The sequence below is a fragment of the Stenotrophomonas sp. KH_036_B genome (assembly GCF_057839485.1).
Window position 1 is genome coordinate 1,689,550 of sequence record NZ_CM174491.1, and the last position, 14,934, is coordinate 1,704,483.

Here is a 14,934-nt window from a genome sequence, read left to right on the forward strand (position 1 = left end):
GGCTTACTCGAAATCGTCTGAGGGTGTTGCACCACGCATTGTACGGCGCTTGGCCCGGACGGGCGGGGCACCGCTCTCCAGCAGCTTGCGGATGGGCGCAGGCAGGCCCAGCGTGGGCAGGTCGGCGGCGGCCACCCAGCGCAACGCGGGGTCTTCCCGCCGCAACCCCTGCACGCGGCGCACCAGGACCTGCAGGTGCAGGCGGTAATGGCTGAAGGTGTGCTCCAGCACCGGCAACACCTCGGCGTCTTCCAGTGCGCCATCGACATGCGCGTCGAACCAGTCCTGCAGGTCGGCGCCACGCTCGGCCTGCGGCAGCGTCCACAGCTGCGCCCAGATGCCGGTGTCCGGCCGCTTCTGCAGCAGGATCCGGCCCTGCCCGTCGCGCAGCAGCAGCGCCACCGCCTCGCGTTCGGGCAGCACCTTCGACGGCTTGGGCGTCGGCAACTGGTCGCTGCGACCCTCGCGCCGCGCCACGCAATCGTCCTGCAGCGGACAGATCACGCACGCCGGCCGGCTGCGGGTGCAGACGGTCGCGCCGAGGTCCATCTGGGCCTGGGTGTAATCGGCCAGGCGGTTGGCCGGCACGTGCTGCACGTGCGCCTCGGCCAATGCCCAGAGAACTTTTTCAACCGCCGGCAGGCCGGGGAACCCGTCGATGCCGTGATAGCGGCTGAGCACGCGCTTGACGTTGCCATCGAGGATGGCGAAACGCGCATTCCAGGCCTGGCTGAGGATCGCGCCGGCGGTACTGCGGCCGATGCCCGGAAGCGCCATCAAGGCATCGACATCGCGCGGCAGCTCACCGCCATGCTGTTCGACACACCGTTGCGCGGCCGCATGCAGATTGCGTGCACGGGCGTAGTAGCCCAGCCCGGCCCACTGCGCCATCACCGCATCGTTGCTGGCCGCGGCCAGCGCGGGCAGGGTGGGAAACACGGACAGGAATTTCAGGAAGTACGGAATGACCGTGCTGACCTGGGTCTGCTGCAGCATGATCTCCGACAGCCACACCCGATACGGCGAACGCGGGTGCTGCCAGGGCAGGTCATGCCGACCGTGCCCGTCGAACCACGGCAGCAGTCGCGCGACGAAGGCGTCGTTGATGGCGGGCGTGTCGCGGGCGGGAGGCTGGCGGGGCATGTGGGGTGCGTTTGGCGAAGGGGGCGGGATGGCGTTCTGGTCCGAGGTTACGTGGGACACGCATGGCGTGTCGCTACGCGTTTTCATGCCGCGTCCAGCCAGCGTAGGGACACGCCATGCGTGCCCATGCCGCATCCGCCCAGCGTAGGGACACGCCATGCGTGTCCACGCGGTGGCTCAGCCGCCCAGCGCTTCCGGCAACAACGCATCCACGAACGCCTCCGGATCGAACACGCGCAGGTCTTCCGGGCGCTCGCCGATGCCGGCGAAGCGGATCGGAATGCCGAACTCGCGTGCCAGTGCGAACACCACGCCGCCCTTGGCGGTGCCATCCAGCTTGGTCACCACCAGGCCCGTCACGTTGACCGCGGCATGGAACTGACGCAGCTGCGAGAGTGCGTTCTGGCCGGTGGTGCCGTCGATCACCATCAGCACTTCGTGCGGCGCGCTGGGATCGATCTTGCCCAGCACGCGGCGGATCTTGCCCAGCTCGTTCATCAGCCCGCCCTGGGTATGCAGGCGGCCGGCGGTATCGGCGATCAGCACCTCGGTGCCGCGCGCCTTGCCGGCCTGCAGCGCATCGAACGCGACCGAGGCGGCATCGGCGTTCTGGCCCTGCGCGACCACGGCCACGCCATTGCGCTCGCCCCAGGCCTGCAGCTGGGCCACGGCGGCGGCGCGGAAGGTGTCGCCGGCGGCCAGCATCAGGCTGTGGCCGTCGTCCTTGAAGCGCTTGGCCAGCTTGCCGATGGTGGTGGTCTTGCCGACGCCGTTGACGCCGACGGTGAGCACCACGAACGGCTTGGCGCTGCGGTCGATGACCAGCGGCTGGGCAACGGGCTGCAGGATCGCGATCAGGTCCGCGCGCAGGGCCTTGAGCAGGGCATTGGCATCAACAAACTCGCGCGCCTTCATGCGCCTGCGCAGCCCTTCTACCAGCGCGGTGGTGGCGCCGACGCCGACGTCGGCGGTGATCAGCGCGGTTTCCAGTTCATCCAGCAGGTCGTCGTCGAGCTTGGGATTGCGCGCGAACAGGCCGCCGAAACTGCGCGCGATGACGCTGTTGCGCAGGCGGTCGCGCCAACCGGTCTTGCCGGGCGCGGCCGGGGCGGCTTCATCCGTGGCGGACGGCGTGGCCAGCGGCTGGGCGGCCTCTTGGACGATCTCGGTGGCGACCAGGGTCGGTTGCAGGGGGGCGGCCGGCGCTGTCGGGAATGCTTCGGGCGTTACCGCCGGGGCGGGTGTCGTGGCGGCGGGCGGGACCAGGGGGGCCGGAATCGGCGTGGTGGGCGGAGCCGCAATGGTGCTCGGTGCGGTTGCCGCCTGCGGCGCGACCGCGGGGGTGCCCGGTGCGGTCACCGCGGGCGGCGCGACCGGGGCGACGCGCGGCGCCGTTGCGGCAGGCGATGCCACGGGGGCGACGTGCGGCAGCGGCGCAACAGGCGCTGCGGCGGGGGCGAAGGTGGGCGCGTCCGGGGCCGGAATCGGCGTTGCCGGGGCCGCGCTCGTCCCAGCGGGCGCAGCGGACGCTGCCGGGTCAGCGGCCGGCGTCGCCGGGTCCGTGGCCGGAGCGGCCGACGGGAAGGCCGCGGCAAGCTCTTCAGTCGAGTAGTGCTGGGTCTTGGGCGCGTCCTGCGGAGCGTCCTGGGGCTTTTTGCGTCGGAAGAAACTGAGCATTGGGATCGGCGCTGAAATCAGGGGGATATGCTACCACCCGGGCCTGTAGGGCCCGCGTGCAATAGAGCGGACGGGTGAAACGGGCTGTGTAGAGCGGACCGTGTAGAGCGGACTGTTGGTCCGCTGTCCCCTCAATATTGTCCCTGGCATGCCGCTAACAAACGTGGAGGACCGTATTTTCACGGTCCAGGACGATCACCATGGGCAACATCCTGGCCATCGCGGGCAGCGGCATGCGCGCGGCACAGCAGGGCGTGCAGGTCGCCGCGCGCAACGTGGCCAACCTGGCCACCCCGGATGCGCAGCGGCTGCAGCTGCAGCGCAGCAGCACTGCTGACGGCGGCGTGGCCACCCAGGTGGCGGTGGCCGATGCCGACCCGGCCCCGCCCTTGGCCGATCTGGTCGCTTCGCGCACCGAGGTGCTGGCGTTCACGGCCAACGCGACCCTGATCCGGCGTGCCGATGACATGCTTGGGGCGTTGCTGGACGACAAGGCCTGACCGGTAATACGGGTTGATTCATCATCGCGGTTAGCCGGCCAGCGGCCGGCACTACGGGGTGATTCATCGTCGCGGCCAGCCGGCCAGCGGCCGGCACTACGGGGGGATTCATCGTCGCGGTTAGCCGGCCAGCGGCCGGCACTACGGGGTGATGCATCGTCGCGGCTAGCCGGCCAGCGGCCGGCACTACGGGGTGATTCATCATCGCGGCTAGCCGGCCAGCGGCCGGCACTACGGGGTGATTCATCATCGCGGCGAGCCGGCCAGCGGCCGGCACTACCGGTGCCGGCCTTTTCAGGCCGACAGTTCCAACAACAGCTTGTTGAGGCGGCGCACATACGCGGCCGGGTCCTTCAGCGTGTCGCCGGCCGCCAGCGCGGCCTGCTCGAACAGCACGCGGCTCAGGTCGCCGAAGCGGGTGGCGTCGGCTTCCTGGTCCAGCTTGCCGATCAGCGGATGGCCAGGGTTGAACTCGAACACCGGCTTGCTGTCGGGCACCTTCTGGCCGCTGGCCTCCAGGATCTGGCGCATCTGCAGGCCAAGGTCCTGTTCGCCGATGGCCAGGATGGCGGGCGAGTCGGTGAGCCGGTGCGAGACGCGCACGTCGGCCACATCGTCGCCCAGCGCGGCCTTGATCCGCTCGACCAGACCCTGCTTTTCCTTCGCCGCCGCTTCCTGCGCCTGCTTGTCCTCGGCGGTTTCCAGCGCGCCCAGGTCGAGGTCGCCACGCGCGACATCGACAAACGACTTGCCGTCGAACTCGGTGAGGTAGCCCATCAGCCACTCGTCGATGCGATCGGTGAGCAGCAGTACCTCGATGCCCTTCTTGCGGAACACTTCCAGGTGCGGGCTGTCCTTGACCTGGGTGTGGCTGTCGCCGGTCAGGACGTAGATCCTGTCCTGGCCCTCGACCATGCGGCCGATGTAGTCGGCCAGCGACACGCTCTGCTCGCCACTGGCGTCGTGGGTGGAGGCGAAGCGCAGCAGGCCGGCGATCTTCTCGCGGTTGTTGGCGTCTTCGGCGGGGCCTTCCTTGAGCACCTGGCCGAACTGCGTCCAGAACCCGGCATACACCTCGGGCTTGTCCGCAGCCAGTTTCTCCAGCATGTCCAGCGAGCGCCTGGTCAGGGCCGACTTCATCGAGTCGATGACCGGACCGCTCTGCAGGATCTCGCGCGAGACGTTCAGGGAAAGATCGTTGGAGTCGACCACGCCCTTGATGAAGCGCAGGTACAGCGGCAGGAACTGTTCGGCCTGGTCCATCACGAACACGCGCTGCACGTACAGCTTCAGGCCCTTCGGCGCGTCGCGGTGGTACAGGTCGAACGGCGCGTGGCCGGGCACGTACAGCAGCGAGGTGTACTCGAGCTTGCCTTCCACCTTGTTGTGGCTCCAGGCCAGCGGGTCCTGGTGGTCGTGCGCGGCGTGCTTGTAGAACTCCTGGTACTCGGCATCGGTGATCTCGGTGCGCGGGCGGGTCCACAGCGCGCTGGCGCGGTTCACGGTCTCCCACTCGACCTCGGCGGGGGCATCGTCGCCGTGGTGTTCCTTGGCCATCTGGATCGGCAGGCCGATATGGTCGGAGTACTTCTTGATGATGCCGCGCAGGCGCCAGCCGTCGGCGAAGTCCTGCTGGTCGTCCTTGAGGTGGAGGACGATGCGGGTGCCGCGATCGGGCTTGTCGAGGGTCTCGACGTCGAACTCGCCTTCGCCGCGCGAGGACCAGTGCACGCCTTCGCTGGCAGGCAGGCCCGCGCGGCGCGAATACACGTCGACCTGGTCGGCGACGATGAAGGCGCTGTAGAAGCCCACGCCGAACTGGCCGATCAGCTGCGAGTCCTTCTTCTGGTCGCCGGAGAGCTGGCGCAGGAAGTCGCCGGTGCCGGATTTGGCGATGGTGCCCAGGTGGGCGATGGCCTCGTCACGGCTCATGCCGATGCCGTTGTCTTCGATGGTGAGCGTGTGGGCCTGGGCATCGACGCTGACCCGGATGCGCAGGTCGCCATCGCTTTCAAGCAGGCCCGGCTGGGTAATCGCCTCGAAGCGGAGCTTGTCGGAGGCGTCGGCGGCGTTGGAGATCAGCTCGCGAAGGAAGATTTCCTTGTTGGAGTACAGCGAGTGGATCATCAGCTGCAGCAGCTGCTTCACTTCGGTCTGGAAGCCCAGGGTTTCTTTGTGGGTCTGCTCGGTCATCGGGGAGTGCTCCTTGGACGGTGCCGCGCCCGGCGCGGCGGCTGGTCAAGGGGTAGGGGTGGATTGTCCCGTTTTCAAGGTTGCGTCATCGCATGCGCGTTGCCGCAGCCACGCAGGGCGTGGCTCTACAATGCACCGATGAAATCTCGACCCTCTCCTGCGGCGGCCACCGGCCAGGTCCGCATCATCGGCGGCAAGTGGCGCAACACCAAGCTGCCGGTACCGCTGGCCCCCGGGCTGCGACCGAGCAGCGACCGGGTCCGCGAGACGCTGTTCAACTGGCTGATGCCGCGCCTGGGCGGGGCTCGGGTGCTGGACCTGTTCGCCGGCAGCGGGGCGCTGGGCCTGGAGGCGGTCTCGCGCGGCGCCGCGCACGCCACCCTGGTGGAGAAGGACGCGGCGTTGGCCCGTCAGCTGCGCGACTCGGTGGGCCGGCTGGGAGCGCAGGCGCAGGTCGAGGTGGTCCAGGCCGATGCGCTGCAGTGGCTGGGCCAGCGTGCGGCCGGGCAGGCCGACCTCGTCTTCATCGACCCGCCCTTTGCCGATGGCCTGTGGGAGGCCGTGCTGGCGGGGCTGGGGCCACACCTGGCCGCGGACGCCTGGCTGTACCTGGAATCGCCCGCCGGGCAGACCCTGCGGGTGCCCGCCGGCTGGCTGCTGCACCGCGAGGGGGCCACCCGTGAGGTCCGCTTTGCCCTGTACAGGCGCGCCGCTGCTACACTTTCACCAGATCAGAACGCGTAGCTTCCGCATGACCGTAGCCAACCGCCGCATCGCCGTATACCCGGGCACCTTCGATCCGATCACCAACGGTCACATCGACCTGGTGAACCGGGCCGCGCCGTTGTTCGAGAAGGTGGTGGTGGGGGTGGCGCAGAGTCCCTCCAAGGGGCCGACGCTGCCGCTGGAGCTGCGCGTGCAGCTGGCGCGCGATGCACTGGGCCACAACCGCAATGTGGACGTCATTGGGTTCGATACCCTGCTGGCGCATTTCGTACGCTCGGTGCAGGGCGGGGTACTGCTGCGCGGCCTGCGCGCGGTGTCCGATTTCGAATATGAATTCCAGATGGCGAGCATGAACCGCCACCTGATTCCGGAGGTCGAGACGCTGTTCCTGACCCCGGCCGAGCAGCACAGCTTCATTTCGTCTTCGCTGGTCCGCGAGATCGCCCGCCTGGGCGGCGACGTATCCGGCTTCGTGCCGGCGTCCGTGCTCGAGGCGCTGCGCAGGGTCCGCGAAGCGAAGTCGGGCCAGTCGTAAAACCCGTCAGATCCACACATACCAAGAATCACCAAGAGGGAGGAATTCCATGAACAACACCATGCGTGCCATGTTGATCGCGTCGTTCGCGCTGGCCTTCACCGCCTGCAAGAAGGAAGAGGCCGCTCCGGTCGCCGAAGCCCAGCAGGCGCTGGTCGCCCCGGCCAAGGACGACGATGCGGGCTGGAAGAAGTACCTGCAGTCCGTGGCCGTGCAGAACATGGGCAACATCACCAACAGCCCGTTCCTGTACTACCTCTCGCCGGAATCGGATCCGGAGTTCCAGGCCAAGTACGAGCGTCAGGTTGAAAGCGCCACCAACGCCGTCGCGCGTGGCGTGCAGCCGGGCAACATGCTGGCCTTCGGTTCGTCTGCCTCGGGCAAGATGGCCGACATGATCCAGGCCGTGTTCAAGGACGTGTCGCCGGACTCGATGAAGGGTGTGCGCGTGGTGTTCATCGGCCTGGCCGCTGACAATGCCCGCGTGCAGTCGATCATCCAGCCGACCGGCGCCGAGTACATCTTCGTCGAAGCCAAGTAAGCCGTGCCCTGGCGGCCGTGCCTTCGGGTACGGCCCGGGCGGTGTCCGCCAAGGACGCCGCCGTTGACCGGCCCGCGCGCATGTGCAGGCCGGTTTTCCTCTGCCGGCACTGGCGTGGAGTAACGCCATGTCGCTGAAAATCAATGAGCTCTGCGTCAACTGCGACGTATGCGAGCCCGCCTGTCCCAACCAGGCCATTTCGATGGGTGACACCATCTACGTGATCGACCCTGCACGCTGCACCGAATGCGTGGGGCATTTCGACGAACCCCAGTGCGTGGTGGTCTGCCCGGTGGAGTGCATCGATCCCGATCCGGACATCCCGGAAACCCAGGAAGCGCTGCTGGCCAAGCTGTTTGGGCTCCAGCGCGATCATCCCGAACTCTATGCGGAGTCTGCGCCCGAATGAACACCCCCTCCCGTCGCTGGTTGCTGCTCGTCCTGTTGTGGACGCCGGCGCTGTGGGCCGCCGAGCCCTCCCAGGCCGCGCTGGCTCCCCATCCCGAAGGTGCGGCCATCGCCAGTGGCCACCATCTGGCCACCGAGGCTGGCATGGAGATCCTGGCCCAGGGCGGCAATGCCTTCGATGCGGCGGTGGCGGTGTCGTCCACGCTGGCCGTGGTCGAGCCGATCAGTTCGGGGCTGGGTGGCGGTGGGTTCTTCCTGCTGCACGATGCGACCACCGGCAAGGACGTAATGCTGGATGCGCGCGAGACCGCGCCGGAATCGGCTACGCCCGAGGCATTCCTGGACAGGAAGGGTGAGCTGGACCGCGACCGTTCGGTGAACGGCCCATGGTCGGCCGGCATTCCGGGTCTGCCGGCAGCGCTGGTGGATCTGTCGGCCAAGCACGGCAAGCTCCCGCTGCAGGCCTCGCTGGCCCCGGCGATCCGCATCGCGCGCGAGGGCTTTCCGGTGTACGCGCGCATGGCCAAGGGCTATGCCTCGCGCCGCGAGGTCATGGAGCGCTATCCCGGAACGCGCGAGGTGTACCTGCGCAACGGCACGCCGATCGCCGAGGGCGACGTATTCCGCCAGCCCGAACTGGCGGCAACACTGGAGCGGCTGGGCGCCCAGGGCTTCGACGGTTTCTACCGTGGCCAGACCGGCAAACTGCTGCTGGCCGGGGTGAAGCAGGCCGGTGGCCGCTGGACCGCCGAAGAGCTGGCCGGTTACCGGGTCAAGCAGCGCGAGCCGATCGTGTTCCATTACCGCGACTGGAAGATCACCACGGCCTCGCCGCCGTCGTCGGGCGGCATCGCGCTGGCCTCCATGCTGCAGATCCTGGAAGGCTGGGACCTGAAGTCGATGGACCCGGCGCACCGCACGCACCTGGTGGTGGAGGCGATGCGTCGCGCGTTCCGTGACCGCACCTTCTTCCTGGGCGACCCGGACTTCGTGCAGATCCCGCAGAAGGTGCTGACCAGCCGCGACTACGCGCAGGGCCTGCGTGCCACCATCCACCCGGAGAAAGCCACGCCCAGCGACCTGCTGTCGGGCAATCCGACCCCGCTGGAAGACGACGAGACCACGCACTTCTCGATCATCGACCAGCAGGGCAACCGCGTCGGCGCGACCCAGACCGTGAACCTGCTGTACGGCTCGGGCCTGATTCCGTCGGGCACCGGCGTGCTGCTCAACAACGAAATGGACGATTTCGCGCTGAAGCCGGGCACGCCGAACGCCTTTGGCGTGATGGGTTACGCGGCCAACGCACCGAAGCCGGGCAAGCGCATGCTCAGTTCGATGACGCCCACCTTCATGGAGTCCAACGACAAGGTGGTGGTGCTGGGCACCCCGGGCGGCAGCCGCATCATCACCATGGTGCTGCTGGGTGTGCTGGGTTATGACGACGGCCTGACCGCACAGCAGGTTGCCGCGCTGCCGCGCTTCCACCACCAGTGGCTGCCGGATGTGATCGACGCCGAAAGCGGTGCCTTCGACGCGGCCACCATCAAGCAGCTGCAGGCCATGGGTCACAAGATCGACCTGCCTGGCGACAGCGCCGAAGGCGGCCGTGGCTCCAGCCATGTGTGGGGCAACCTGCAGACCGTGGAATGGAACCGCCGCAGCAACGCGCTCAGCGTGGGCAGCGACAAGCGCAACCCGGTCGGCTCCGGCGCCATCGCGCCCGCACGGTAACGCCCGTTGGCCGGCAACCACGCCGGCCTGGAAAACACGAAGACCCCGCCACGGCGGGGTTTCTGCGTTTTGCACATAGCGAATTATTAACGCCCGTCGCCGGATAATTTACCGATGAAACTATGGTCCATCCGCGGTAACTCACAAAAGCTCGACGGCGGTGCGATGTTCGGCAACGCTCCCCGTGCGGTCTGGGAAAAATGGGCGGAACCGGACGATCTCAATCGGATCGAGCTGGCCTGCCGTGCACTGCTGGCCAGTCCACTGGCGGGCAAGACGGTGCTGTTCGAAACCGGGATCGGCGCCTTCTTCGAGCCGAAGCTGCGTGACCGCTACGGCGTGCAGGAGCCCAGCCACGTGCTGATCGAGTCGTTGCGCGAAGCCGGCTTCGAGCATGAGGACATCGACGTGGTGGTGCTCAGCCATCTGCACTTCGACCATGCCGGCGGCCTGCTGGCGCCGTGGAGCGAAGGCCGCGATGCGGAGCTGCTGTTCCCCAACGCGACCTTCCTGGTCGGTGCCGAACACTGGGAACGCGCGCTGCATCCGCACCCGCGCGACCGCGCCAGTTTCATTCCCGAGCTGCCGCAGCTGCTGCGCGACAGCGGCCGGCTGGAAATCGTGCAGGGACCGTATTCGCGCACGCTCGGCGAGAGCGTGCGTTTCAGCTTCAGCGATGGCCACACCCCGGGCCTGATGCTGGCCGAGATCGTCGGCCCCGAGCAGAGCGACGGTCAGTCGCGCGGAGGCGTGGTGTTCTGTGCCGACCTGATCCCGGGCCGCTCGTGGGTGCACGTACCGATCACCATGGGTTATGACCGCAACGCCGAACTGCTGATCGACGAGAAGCGCAGCTTCCTCGAGGACAAACTCGCGCGCAACGTGCACCTGTTCTTTACCCACGACCCGCAGGTCGCGCTGGCCCAGGTCACCCGCGACGAGAAGGGCCGCTTCGGCACCGCCCACGAGCAGGGCGAGTTGAAAGCAAGGGCCCTGGCGTAGCGCCACGCCCCCGAATCAACGGGGTACGTCCCCGTTTCGTTCTAGCCCACCACGCGCGTCCCGAAAATCCGGTCGCCGGCATCGCCCAGGCCCGGCAGGATGTAGCCCTTCTCGTTGAGCCGGGCGTCGATGGCCGCGGTAAAGATCTCCACATCCGGGTGCACGGCCTGCACGGCGGCGATGCCTTCCGGCGCGGCGACCAGGAAGATGCCCTTGATCCGGCGCGCGCCCGCACGCTTGAGCATGTCGATGGTGGCGATCAGGGTGCCGCCGGTGGCCAGCATCGGGTCCAGGATCAGCGCGTCGCGCTCTTCCAGGCGGCCGGTCAGGCGCTCGAAGTAGGGCACCGGCTGCAGCGTTTCCTCGTCGCGCTGCAGGCCAACCACGCTCACCCGCGCCGCCGGAATCAGCGACAGCACGCCGCTGAGCATGCCCAGCCCCGCACGCAGGATCGGCACCACCGTGATCTTCGCCCCGGCAATGCGCTGGACCGTGACCGGACCGGCCCAACCGGCCATGGTGTGGGCCTCGGTGTCGAGGTCGGCGGTGGCCTCATAGGCCAGCAGGCCGCCGAGTTCGTTGGCCAGCTCGCGGAAGTCCTTGGTGCTCAGGGACGCGTCGCGCATCAGGCCGATCTTGTGCTGCACCAGCGGGTGGCGGACTTCGACGATTTTCATGGGAATGCCAACAAAACGGGGAGGGCACCATTTTGCCGCACCCGCGCTGTACCGGGCCAGCGGCATCGCCTGGCCCTCGCCGTCGCCACCGGTGTCATGCCCGTGCAACCTCGCGGACATACCGTGCTGACCCAACCTTTACACCGTTGGGGATGCTGTGCAGAAGAAATCGCCGTTGGGGCTCGCCATCAGCCTGTCATTGCTGGTCCTGTCCACCGCGCCTGCCGTGGCCGCCGCGAGTGGGGACCTCGCCGGCGCTGCGGCGGCCACCGAGCTGGACCGCGTTGAAGTGCGCCCGCAGCTGGAGTCGCAGACCCGTGCGGTCGACCTCAAGCGCAGCAGCGATGCGATCCAGGACGCGGTATCGTCCGACGCCATGGGCGTGTACCCGGACAAGAACGTGGCCGAATCGCTGCAGCGCCTGCCGGGCGTGAGCGTCACCCGCGACCAGGGCGAAGGCCGCTTCGTGGTCGTCCGCGGCCTGGATGCCAACCTCAACAGCGTCAGCGTGGACGGCATCGCCATCGGCACCCCGGAAGATTCCAGCCGCGCCGCGCCGCTGGACGTCATTCCGTCGGACTCCACCGAGCGCCTGCGCGTGGTCAAGTCGCCCACCCCGGACATGCCGGGCGACGCCATCGGCGGCGCGATCCTGGTGGAATCGGCATCGGCCTTCGACCGGGACGGGCGCAGCCTGCGCGGCAAGATCGAGGCCAGCCACCAGGACCTCTCGGGCCACACCAGCCCCAAGGCCGCCTTCAACTACAGCGAAGTCTTCGCCGATACCTTCGGCGTCGCGTTGGGTGTGAACTACCAGAACCGCAGGTTCGAGTCCGACAACAGCGAAGTGGAGTACGCCGAGTTCGATGGCGGCGACGAAGACGATCTGTTCGCCAGCAGTCTGCAGCACCGCAAGTACGAGATCGAGCGCAAACGCATCGGCGCCAACCTCAATCTCGACTGGCGCCCGAACGAGGACAGCCAGTACTACCTGCGCACCCTCTACAGCCAGTTCGACGATGCCGAAACGCGCCAGCGCACGATCTTCAACTTCGGCGATGGCGAGGTCACCGCGCTGGGCAACAACCAGTACCGCGTCGACGACCTGCCGGCCGATGCGATCCAGAAGCGCATGCGCTACCGCACCAAGAAGGAAAACACCTTCGCGGCCAGCCTCGGCGGCGAGAACCGCCTGACCAATGCGGTGCTCGATTACAAGATCGGCTATACCCGCACCGAAGAACGCGTCAACGACGAAATGGAAGCGCGCTTCGAATACAACGGCGACGACCTGGCCGCCACCGTGGACCAGAACAGCGGCATTCCGCGCTACACCCTCAGCGATGCGGGCTGGATGGACAACGGCAACTACGATTTCGACCGCTTCGTGGTCTCGCCCAAGCGCGTGGATGACAAGGAACACAGCGCGCAGGTCAACATCCGCTTCGACGGCGACAACAGCAGCTACAAGTTCGGCCTGCTCGGCCGCTGGCGCGACCGTGACGTGGATACCGACGAGCGCGAACTGCGGGTTGGCCCGGACGTGGCCCTGTCCGACTGGACCACCTCGACGCCCGATCACCGTGGCGGCAGCCTGGGGCAGGGCATGAGCTCGGACGCCATGCGCCGCTACTGGGCGCAGTTCGGCAGCCAGTACAGTGCCCGTCCGCAGGATGTCGGCGGCAATGCGATCACCTCGCTCGAAGAGGACTACACCGCCAGCGAAGATATCTTCGCCACCTATGCCATGGGCACGTGGGACGTGGGCAACCTGCGCATCATCGGCGGCGTGCGGGTGGAGAACACCCGGTTCCAGGCCACCGGCAACCGCGTGGATGTGGCCGCCAACGGCCGCAGCTACACCGTCACCCCGCTCAGCGCCGACCGCAGCTACACCAACGTATTGCCCGGCCTGCACCTGCGCTACGACGCCGGCAGCGACTGGGTACTGCGCGCGGCCGCCAACAAGACCGTATCGCGCCCGTCGTTCGGCGACATCGCCCCGCGCATCGGCTACAACCGTGGCGACGAGGAAGTGCGGCTGGGCAACCCGGAACTGGATCCGTACGCGTCCAAAAACCTTGACTTCTCCATGGAACGCTACATCGGCAGCACCGGCATTCTCTCGCTGGGCCTGTTCCACAAGTCCATCGACGGCTACATCGTCAACACGGTCAGCGACAGCGATCCGGACTACCCGGGCTTCGAGGTCACCCGCGTGATCAACGGCGACAAGGCCAAGGTGTACGGCGCCGAGTTCAACTGGCAGCAGCAGCTGAGCTTCCTGCCGGCGGGTTGGGACGGCCTGCTGGTCGGCGCCAGCGGCACCTGGCTGGAGACCGACTTCAACCCGGGCCTGGACGGCCGCGCCGATGACGATTTCACCCTGCCGCGCGCCTCCAAGCACGTCTACAGCGCCCACCTGGGCTATGAGAAGGCTGGCTTCAGCACCCGTATCGCGGCCGTGTACCGCAGTGAATACCTCGACACGCTGGGCGACAGCCGCGCGTACGACATCTACGTGGCACCCAACACCCAGCTCGATTTCAGCCTGGACTACAAGATCACGTCCAACGTGAGCGTGTACTTCGAAGCGCAGAACCTGCTCGACAAGCCGCTGGAGCTCTACCAGGGCGTGCGTTCGCGGACCCTGCAGAATGAAGAGTACGGCCGCACCTATGCGCTGGGCCTGAAGGTGGCGCTGTGATGCGCGCGCGCCCCGTGATCGGTCTGCTAACGCTCGCGGTGCTGGCCGGCTGCACGCCGGCACCCGTGGACCCGGCGGCGGCCACCACCGGCCGCGTCGTGGCCACCGTGGCCGAGGCATTCGTGACCCCGATGACACCCGCCGACAACATCGACTCGCCGGCCAGCTGGACCACGCCGGAGGGGCAGGTATGGCTGATTGCCACCGCCAAGGCCACCGACAAGCTGGTGGTGTATGACGGCCAGACCGGTGCGCACCTGCGCGATGTGGGCAGCACCGGCACGGCGCCCGGCCAGTTCGGGCGACCCAACGGCATCGCCGTGGTCGACGACCTGGTGCTGATCGTGGAGCGCGACAACCACCGCGTGCAGGTGCTGCAGCTGCCGGATTTCACGCCGCTGGGCAGCTTCGCCACCGACGACCTGCGCAAGCCGTACGGGCTGTGGGTCAACAAGCAGGCCACCGGCTACGACGTGTACGTGACCGACTCGTACGACGCGGGCGAAGACGCGCAGGGCAACGACGTGCTGCCACCGCTGGCCGAGCTGGACAAGCGCGTGCGTCGCTATGCGCTGCAGGTGAAGGACGGCACGCTCCAGGCCTCGCTCGCCGCGAGCATCGGCGACACCGGTGAAGCCGGTGCGCTGCGCGTGGTCGAATCGATCTGGGGCGACCCGGCCAACGACCGCCTGCTGATCGCCGAAGAAGACGAAACCTACGCCAGCGAAATCAAGGTGTACTCGCTGGAGGGCACGTTCAGCGGTACCACGTTCGGTCGCGATGCGTTCAAGGCGCAGGCCGAAGGCGTGATGCTGCGCACCTGCGGCAAGGACGGCTGGTGGATCACCACCGAGCAGGGCAAGCAGCGCAGCGTGTTCCACCTGTTCGACCGCCACACGTTCAAGCATGTGGGCGCGTTCCAGGGCAACACGGTCGCCAACACCGATGGCATCTGGCTGAGCCAGGCGGCGTCGCCGCGCTTCCCGCACGGCGCGCTGTACGCCGTGCACGACGACCAGGGCGTGGTCGCGTTCGACTGGGCCAGCGTGGCCAGACAGCTGTCGCTGCCGCTGGAGTGTGCGCCTTGATCG

General features: G+C 67.7%; 13 protein-coding genes. 9 read left to right on the top strand and 4 right to left on the bottom strand.

The features are described from left to right. Window positions 1-3: 3 nt before the first annotated feature. Both mutY and ftsY read right to left on the bottom strand, forming a co-directional pair. On the bottom strand, window positions 4-1,143 hold the full coding sequence (gene mutY, locus AC3ITN_RS07785) for an A/G-specific adenine glycosylase (protein ID WP_489392553.1): 1,140 nt from the start codon (window positions 1,141-1,143) through the stop codon (window positions 4-6). 177 nt (window positions 1,144-1,320) lie between these two features. Beyond that, entirely contained in the window at window positions 1,321-2,820 is a 1,500-nt protein-coding gene (ftsY, locus tag AC3ITN_RS07790; protein ID WP_489392554.1) for a signal recognition particle-docking protein FtsY, read from the bottom strand. A gap of 200 nt (window positions 2,821-3,020) precedes the next feature. Here ftsY and AC3ITN_RS07795 point away from each other — a divergent pair, with 200 nt between their 5' ends. After that, a complete protein-coding gene (locus tag AC3ITN_RS07795) occupies window positions 3,021-3,320 on the top strand; it encodes a hypothetical protein (RefSeq protein WP_489392555.1) in 300 nt (99 codons plus the stop codon). A 294-nt stretch (window positions 3,321-3,614) separates the two neighbouring features. On the opposite strand, the gene htpG is transcribed toward AC3ITN_RS07795, so the two are convergent. Then, window positions 3,615-5,513, bottom strand: coding sequence for a molecular chaperone HtpG (gene htpG / locus AC3ITN_RS07800; RefSeq protein ID WP_489392556.1), 1,899 nt, complete (start codon window positions 5,511-5,513; stop codon window positions 3,615-3,617). Between the two features lie 63 nt (window positions 5,514-5,576). On the opposite strand from htpG, the gene rsmD reads away from it, so the two are divergent. The 6 genes from rsmD to AC3ITN_RS07830 all read left to right on the top strand — a co-directional run bounded on the left by rsmD (window position 5,577) and on the right by AC3ITN_RS07830 (window position 10,459). Next, on the top strand, window positions 5,577-6,257 hold the full coding sequence (rsmD, locus tag AC3ITN_RS07805; protein ID WP_489392557.1) for a 16S rRNA (guanine(966)-N(2))-methyltransferase RsmD: 681 nt from the start codon (window positions 5,577-5,579) through the stop codon (window positions 6,255-6,257). A 7-nt stretch (window positions 6,258-6,264) separates the two neighbouring features. After that, window positions 6,265-6,774 (top strand): pantetheine-phosphate adenylyltransferase, encoded by a 510-nt coding sequence (coaD, locus tag AC3ITN_RS07810; RefSeq protein WP_313344065.1) that lies wholly within the window; start codon window positions 6,265-6,267, stop codon window positions 6,772-6,774. A gap of 49 nt (window positions 6,775-6,823) precedes the next feature. Continuing rightward, entirely contained in the window at window positions 6,824-7,315 is a 492-nt protein-coding gene (locus tag AC3ITN_RS07815) for a hypothetical protein (protein WP_313344067.1), read from the top strand. A gap of 127 nt (window positions 7,316-7,442) precedes the next feature. Continuing rightward, window positions 7,443-7,724 carry a YfhL family 4Fe-4S dicluster ferredoxin gene (locus AC3ITN_RS07820; protein WP_313344069.1) on the top strand — a complete coding sequence of 94 codons (282 nt, stop codon included), beginning with the start codon at window positions 7,443-7,445 and terminating at the stop codon, window positions 7,722-7,724. Continuing rightward, the gene (gene ggt, locus AC3ITN_RS07825) at window positions 7,721-9,457 is read left to right on the top strand and encodes a gamma-glutamyltransferase (protein WP_489392558.1); all 1,737 of its coding nucleotides are present in this window, start codon (window positions 7,721-7,723) and stop codon (window positions 9,455-9,457) included. The genes AC3ITN_RS07820 and ggt overlap by 4 nt, the downstream gene beginning before the upstream one ends. A 114-nt stretch (window positions 9,458-9,571) precedes the next feature. After that, complete coding sequence (locus AC3ITN_RS07830; protein ID WP_489392559.1) at window positions 9,572-10,459, top strand: MBL fold metallo-hydrolase; 888 nt, start codon at window positions 9,572-9,574, stop codon at window positions 10,457-10,459. 41 nt (window positions 10,460-10,500) lie between these two features. Here the strand turns inward: AC3ITN_RS07830 and upp are convergent, their stop codons facing one another. Then, complete coding sequence (upp, locus tag AC3ITN_RS07835) at window positions 10,501-11,136, bottom strand: uracil phosphoribosyltransferase (RefSeq protein WP_489392560.1); 636 nt, start codon at window positions 11,134-11,136, stop codon at window positions 10,501-10,503. 199 nt (window positions 11,137-11,335) lie between these two features. Here upp and AC3ITN_RS07840 point away from each other — a divergent pair, with 199 nt between their 5' ends. Then, window positions 11,336-13,843, top strand: a complete 2,508-nt coding sequence (locus AC3ITN_RS07840; protein WP_489392891.1) for a TonB-dependent receptor — start codon at window positions 11,336-11,338, stop codon at window positions 13,841-13,843. Next, on the top strand, window positions 13,843-14,931 hold the full coding sequence (locus tag AC3ITN_RS07845; protein WP_313344082.1) for an NHL repeat-containing protein: 1,089 nt from the start codon (window positions 13,843-13,845) through the stop codon (window positions 14,929-14,931). Before AC3ITN_RS07840 ends, AC3ITN_RS07845 begins: the two co-directional genes overlap by 1 nt. Window positions 14,932-14,934: the final 3 nt, after the last annotated feature.

Bases quoted from the DNA above. Each gene is read 5' to 3' on its own strand.
- AC3ITN_RS07795 (WP_489392555.1), top strand. From the start codon at position 3,021: ATGGGCAACATCCTGGCCATCGCGGGCAGCGGCATGCGCGCGGCACAG.
- ggt (WP_489392558.1), top strand. From the start codon at position 7,721: ATGAACACCCCCTCCCGTCGCTGGTTGCTGCTCGTCCTGTTGTGGACG.
- upp (WP_489392560.1), bottom strand. From the start codon at position 11,136: ATGAAAATCGTCGAAGTCCGCCACCCGCTGGTGCAGCACAAGATCGGC.
- mutY (WP_489392553.1), bottom strand. From the start codon at position 1,143: ATGCCCCGCCAGCCTCCCGCCCGCGACACGCCCGCCATCAACGACGCC.
- AC3ITN_RS07830 (WP_489392559.1), top strand. From the start codon at position 9,572: ATGAAACTATGGTCCATCCGCGGTAACTCACAAAAGCTCGACGGCGGT.
- AC3ITN_RS07815 (WP_313344067.1), top strand. From the start codon at position 6,824: ATGAACAACACCATGCGTGCCATGTTGATCGCGTCGTTCGCGCTGGCC.
- coaD (WP_313344065.1), top strand. From the start codon at position 6,265: ATGACCGTAGCCAACCGCCGCATCGCCGTATACCCGGGCACCTTCGAT.
- AC3ITN_RS07820 (WP_313344069.1), top strand. From the start codon at position 7,443: ATGTCGCTGAAAATCAATGAGCTCTGCGTCAACTGCGACGTATGCGAG.
- htpG (WP_489392556.1), bottom strand. From the start codon at position 5,513: ATGACCGAGCAGACCCACAAAGAAACCCTGGGCTTCCAGACCGAAGTG.
- ftsY (WP_489392554.1), bottom strand. From the start codon at position 2,820: ATGCTCAGTTTCTTCCGACGCAAAAAGCCCCAGGACGCTCCGCAGGAC.
- AC3ITN_RS07845 (WP_313344082.1), top strand. From the start codon at position 13,843: ATGCGCGCGCGCCCCGTGATCGGTCTGCTAACGCTCGCGGTGCTGGCC.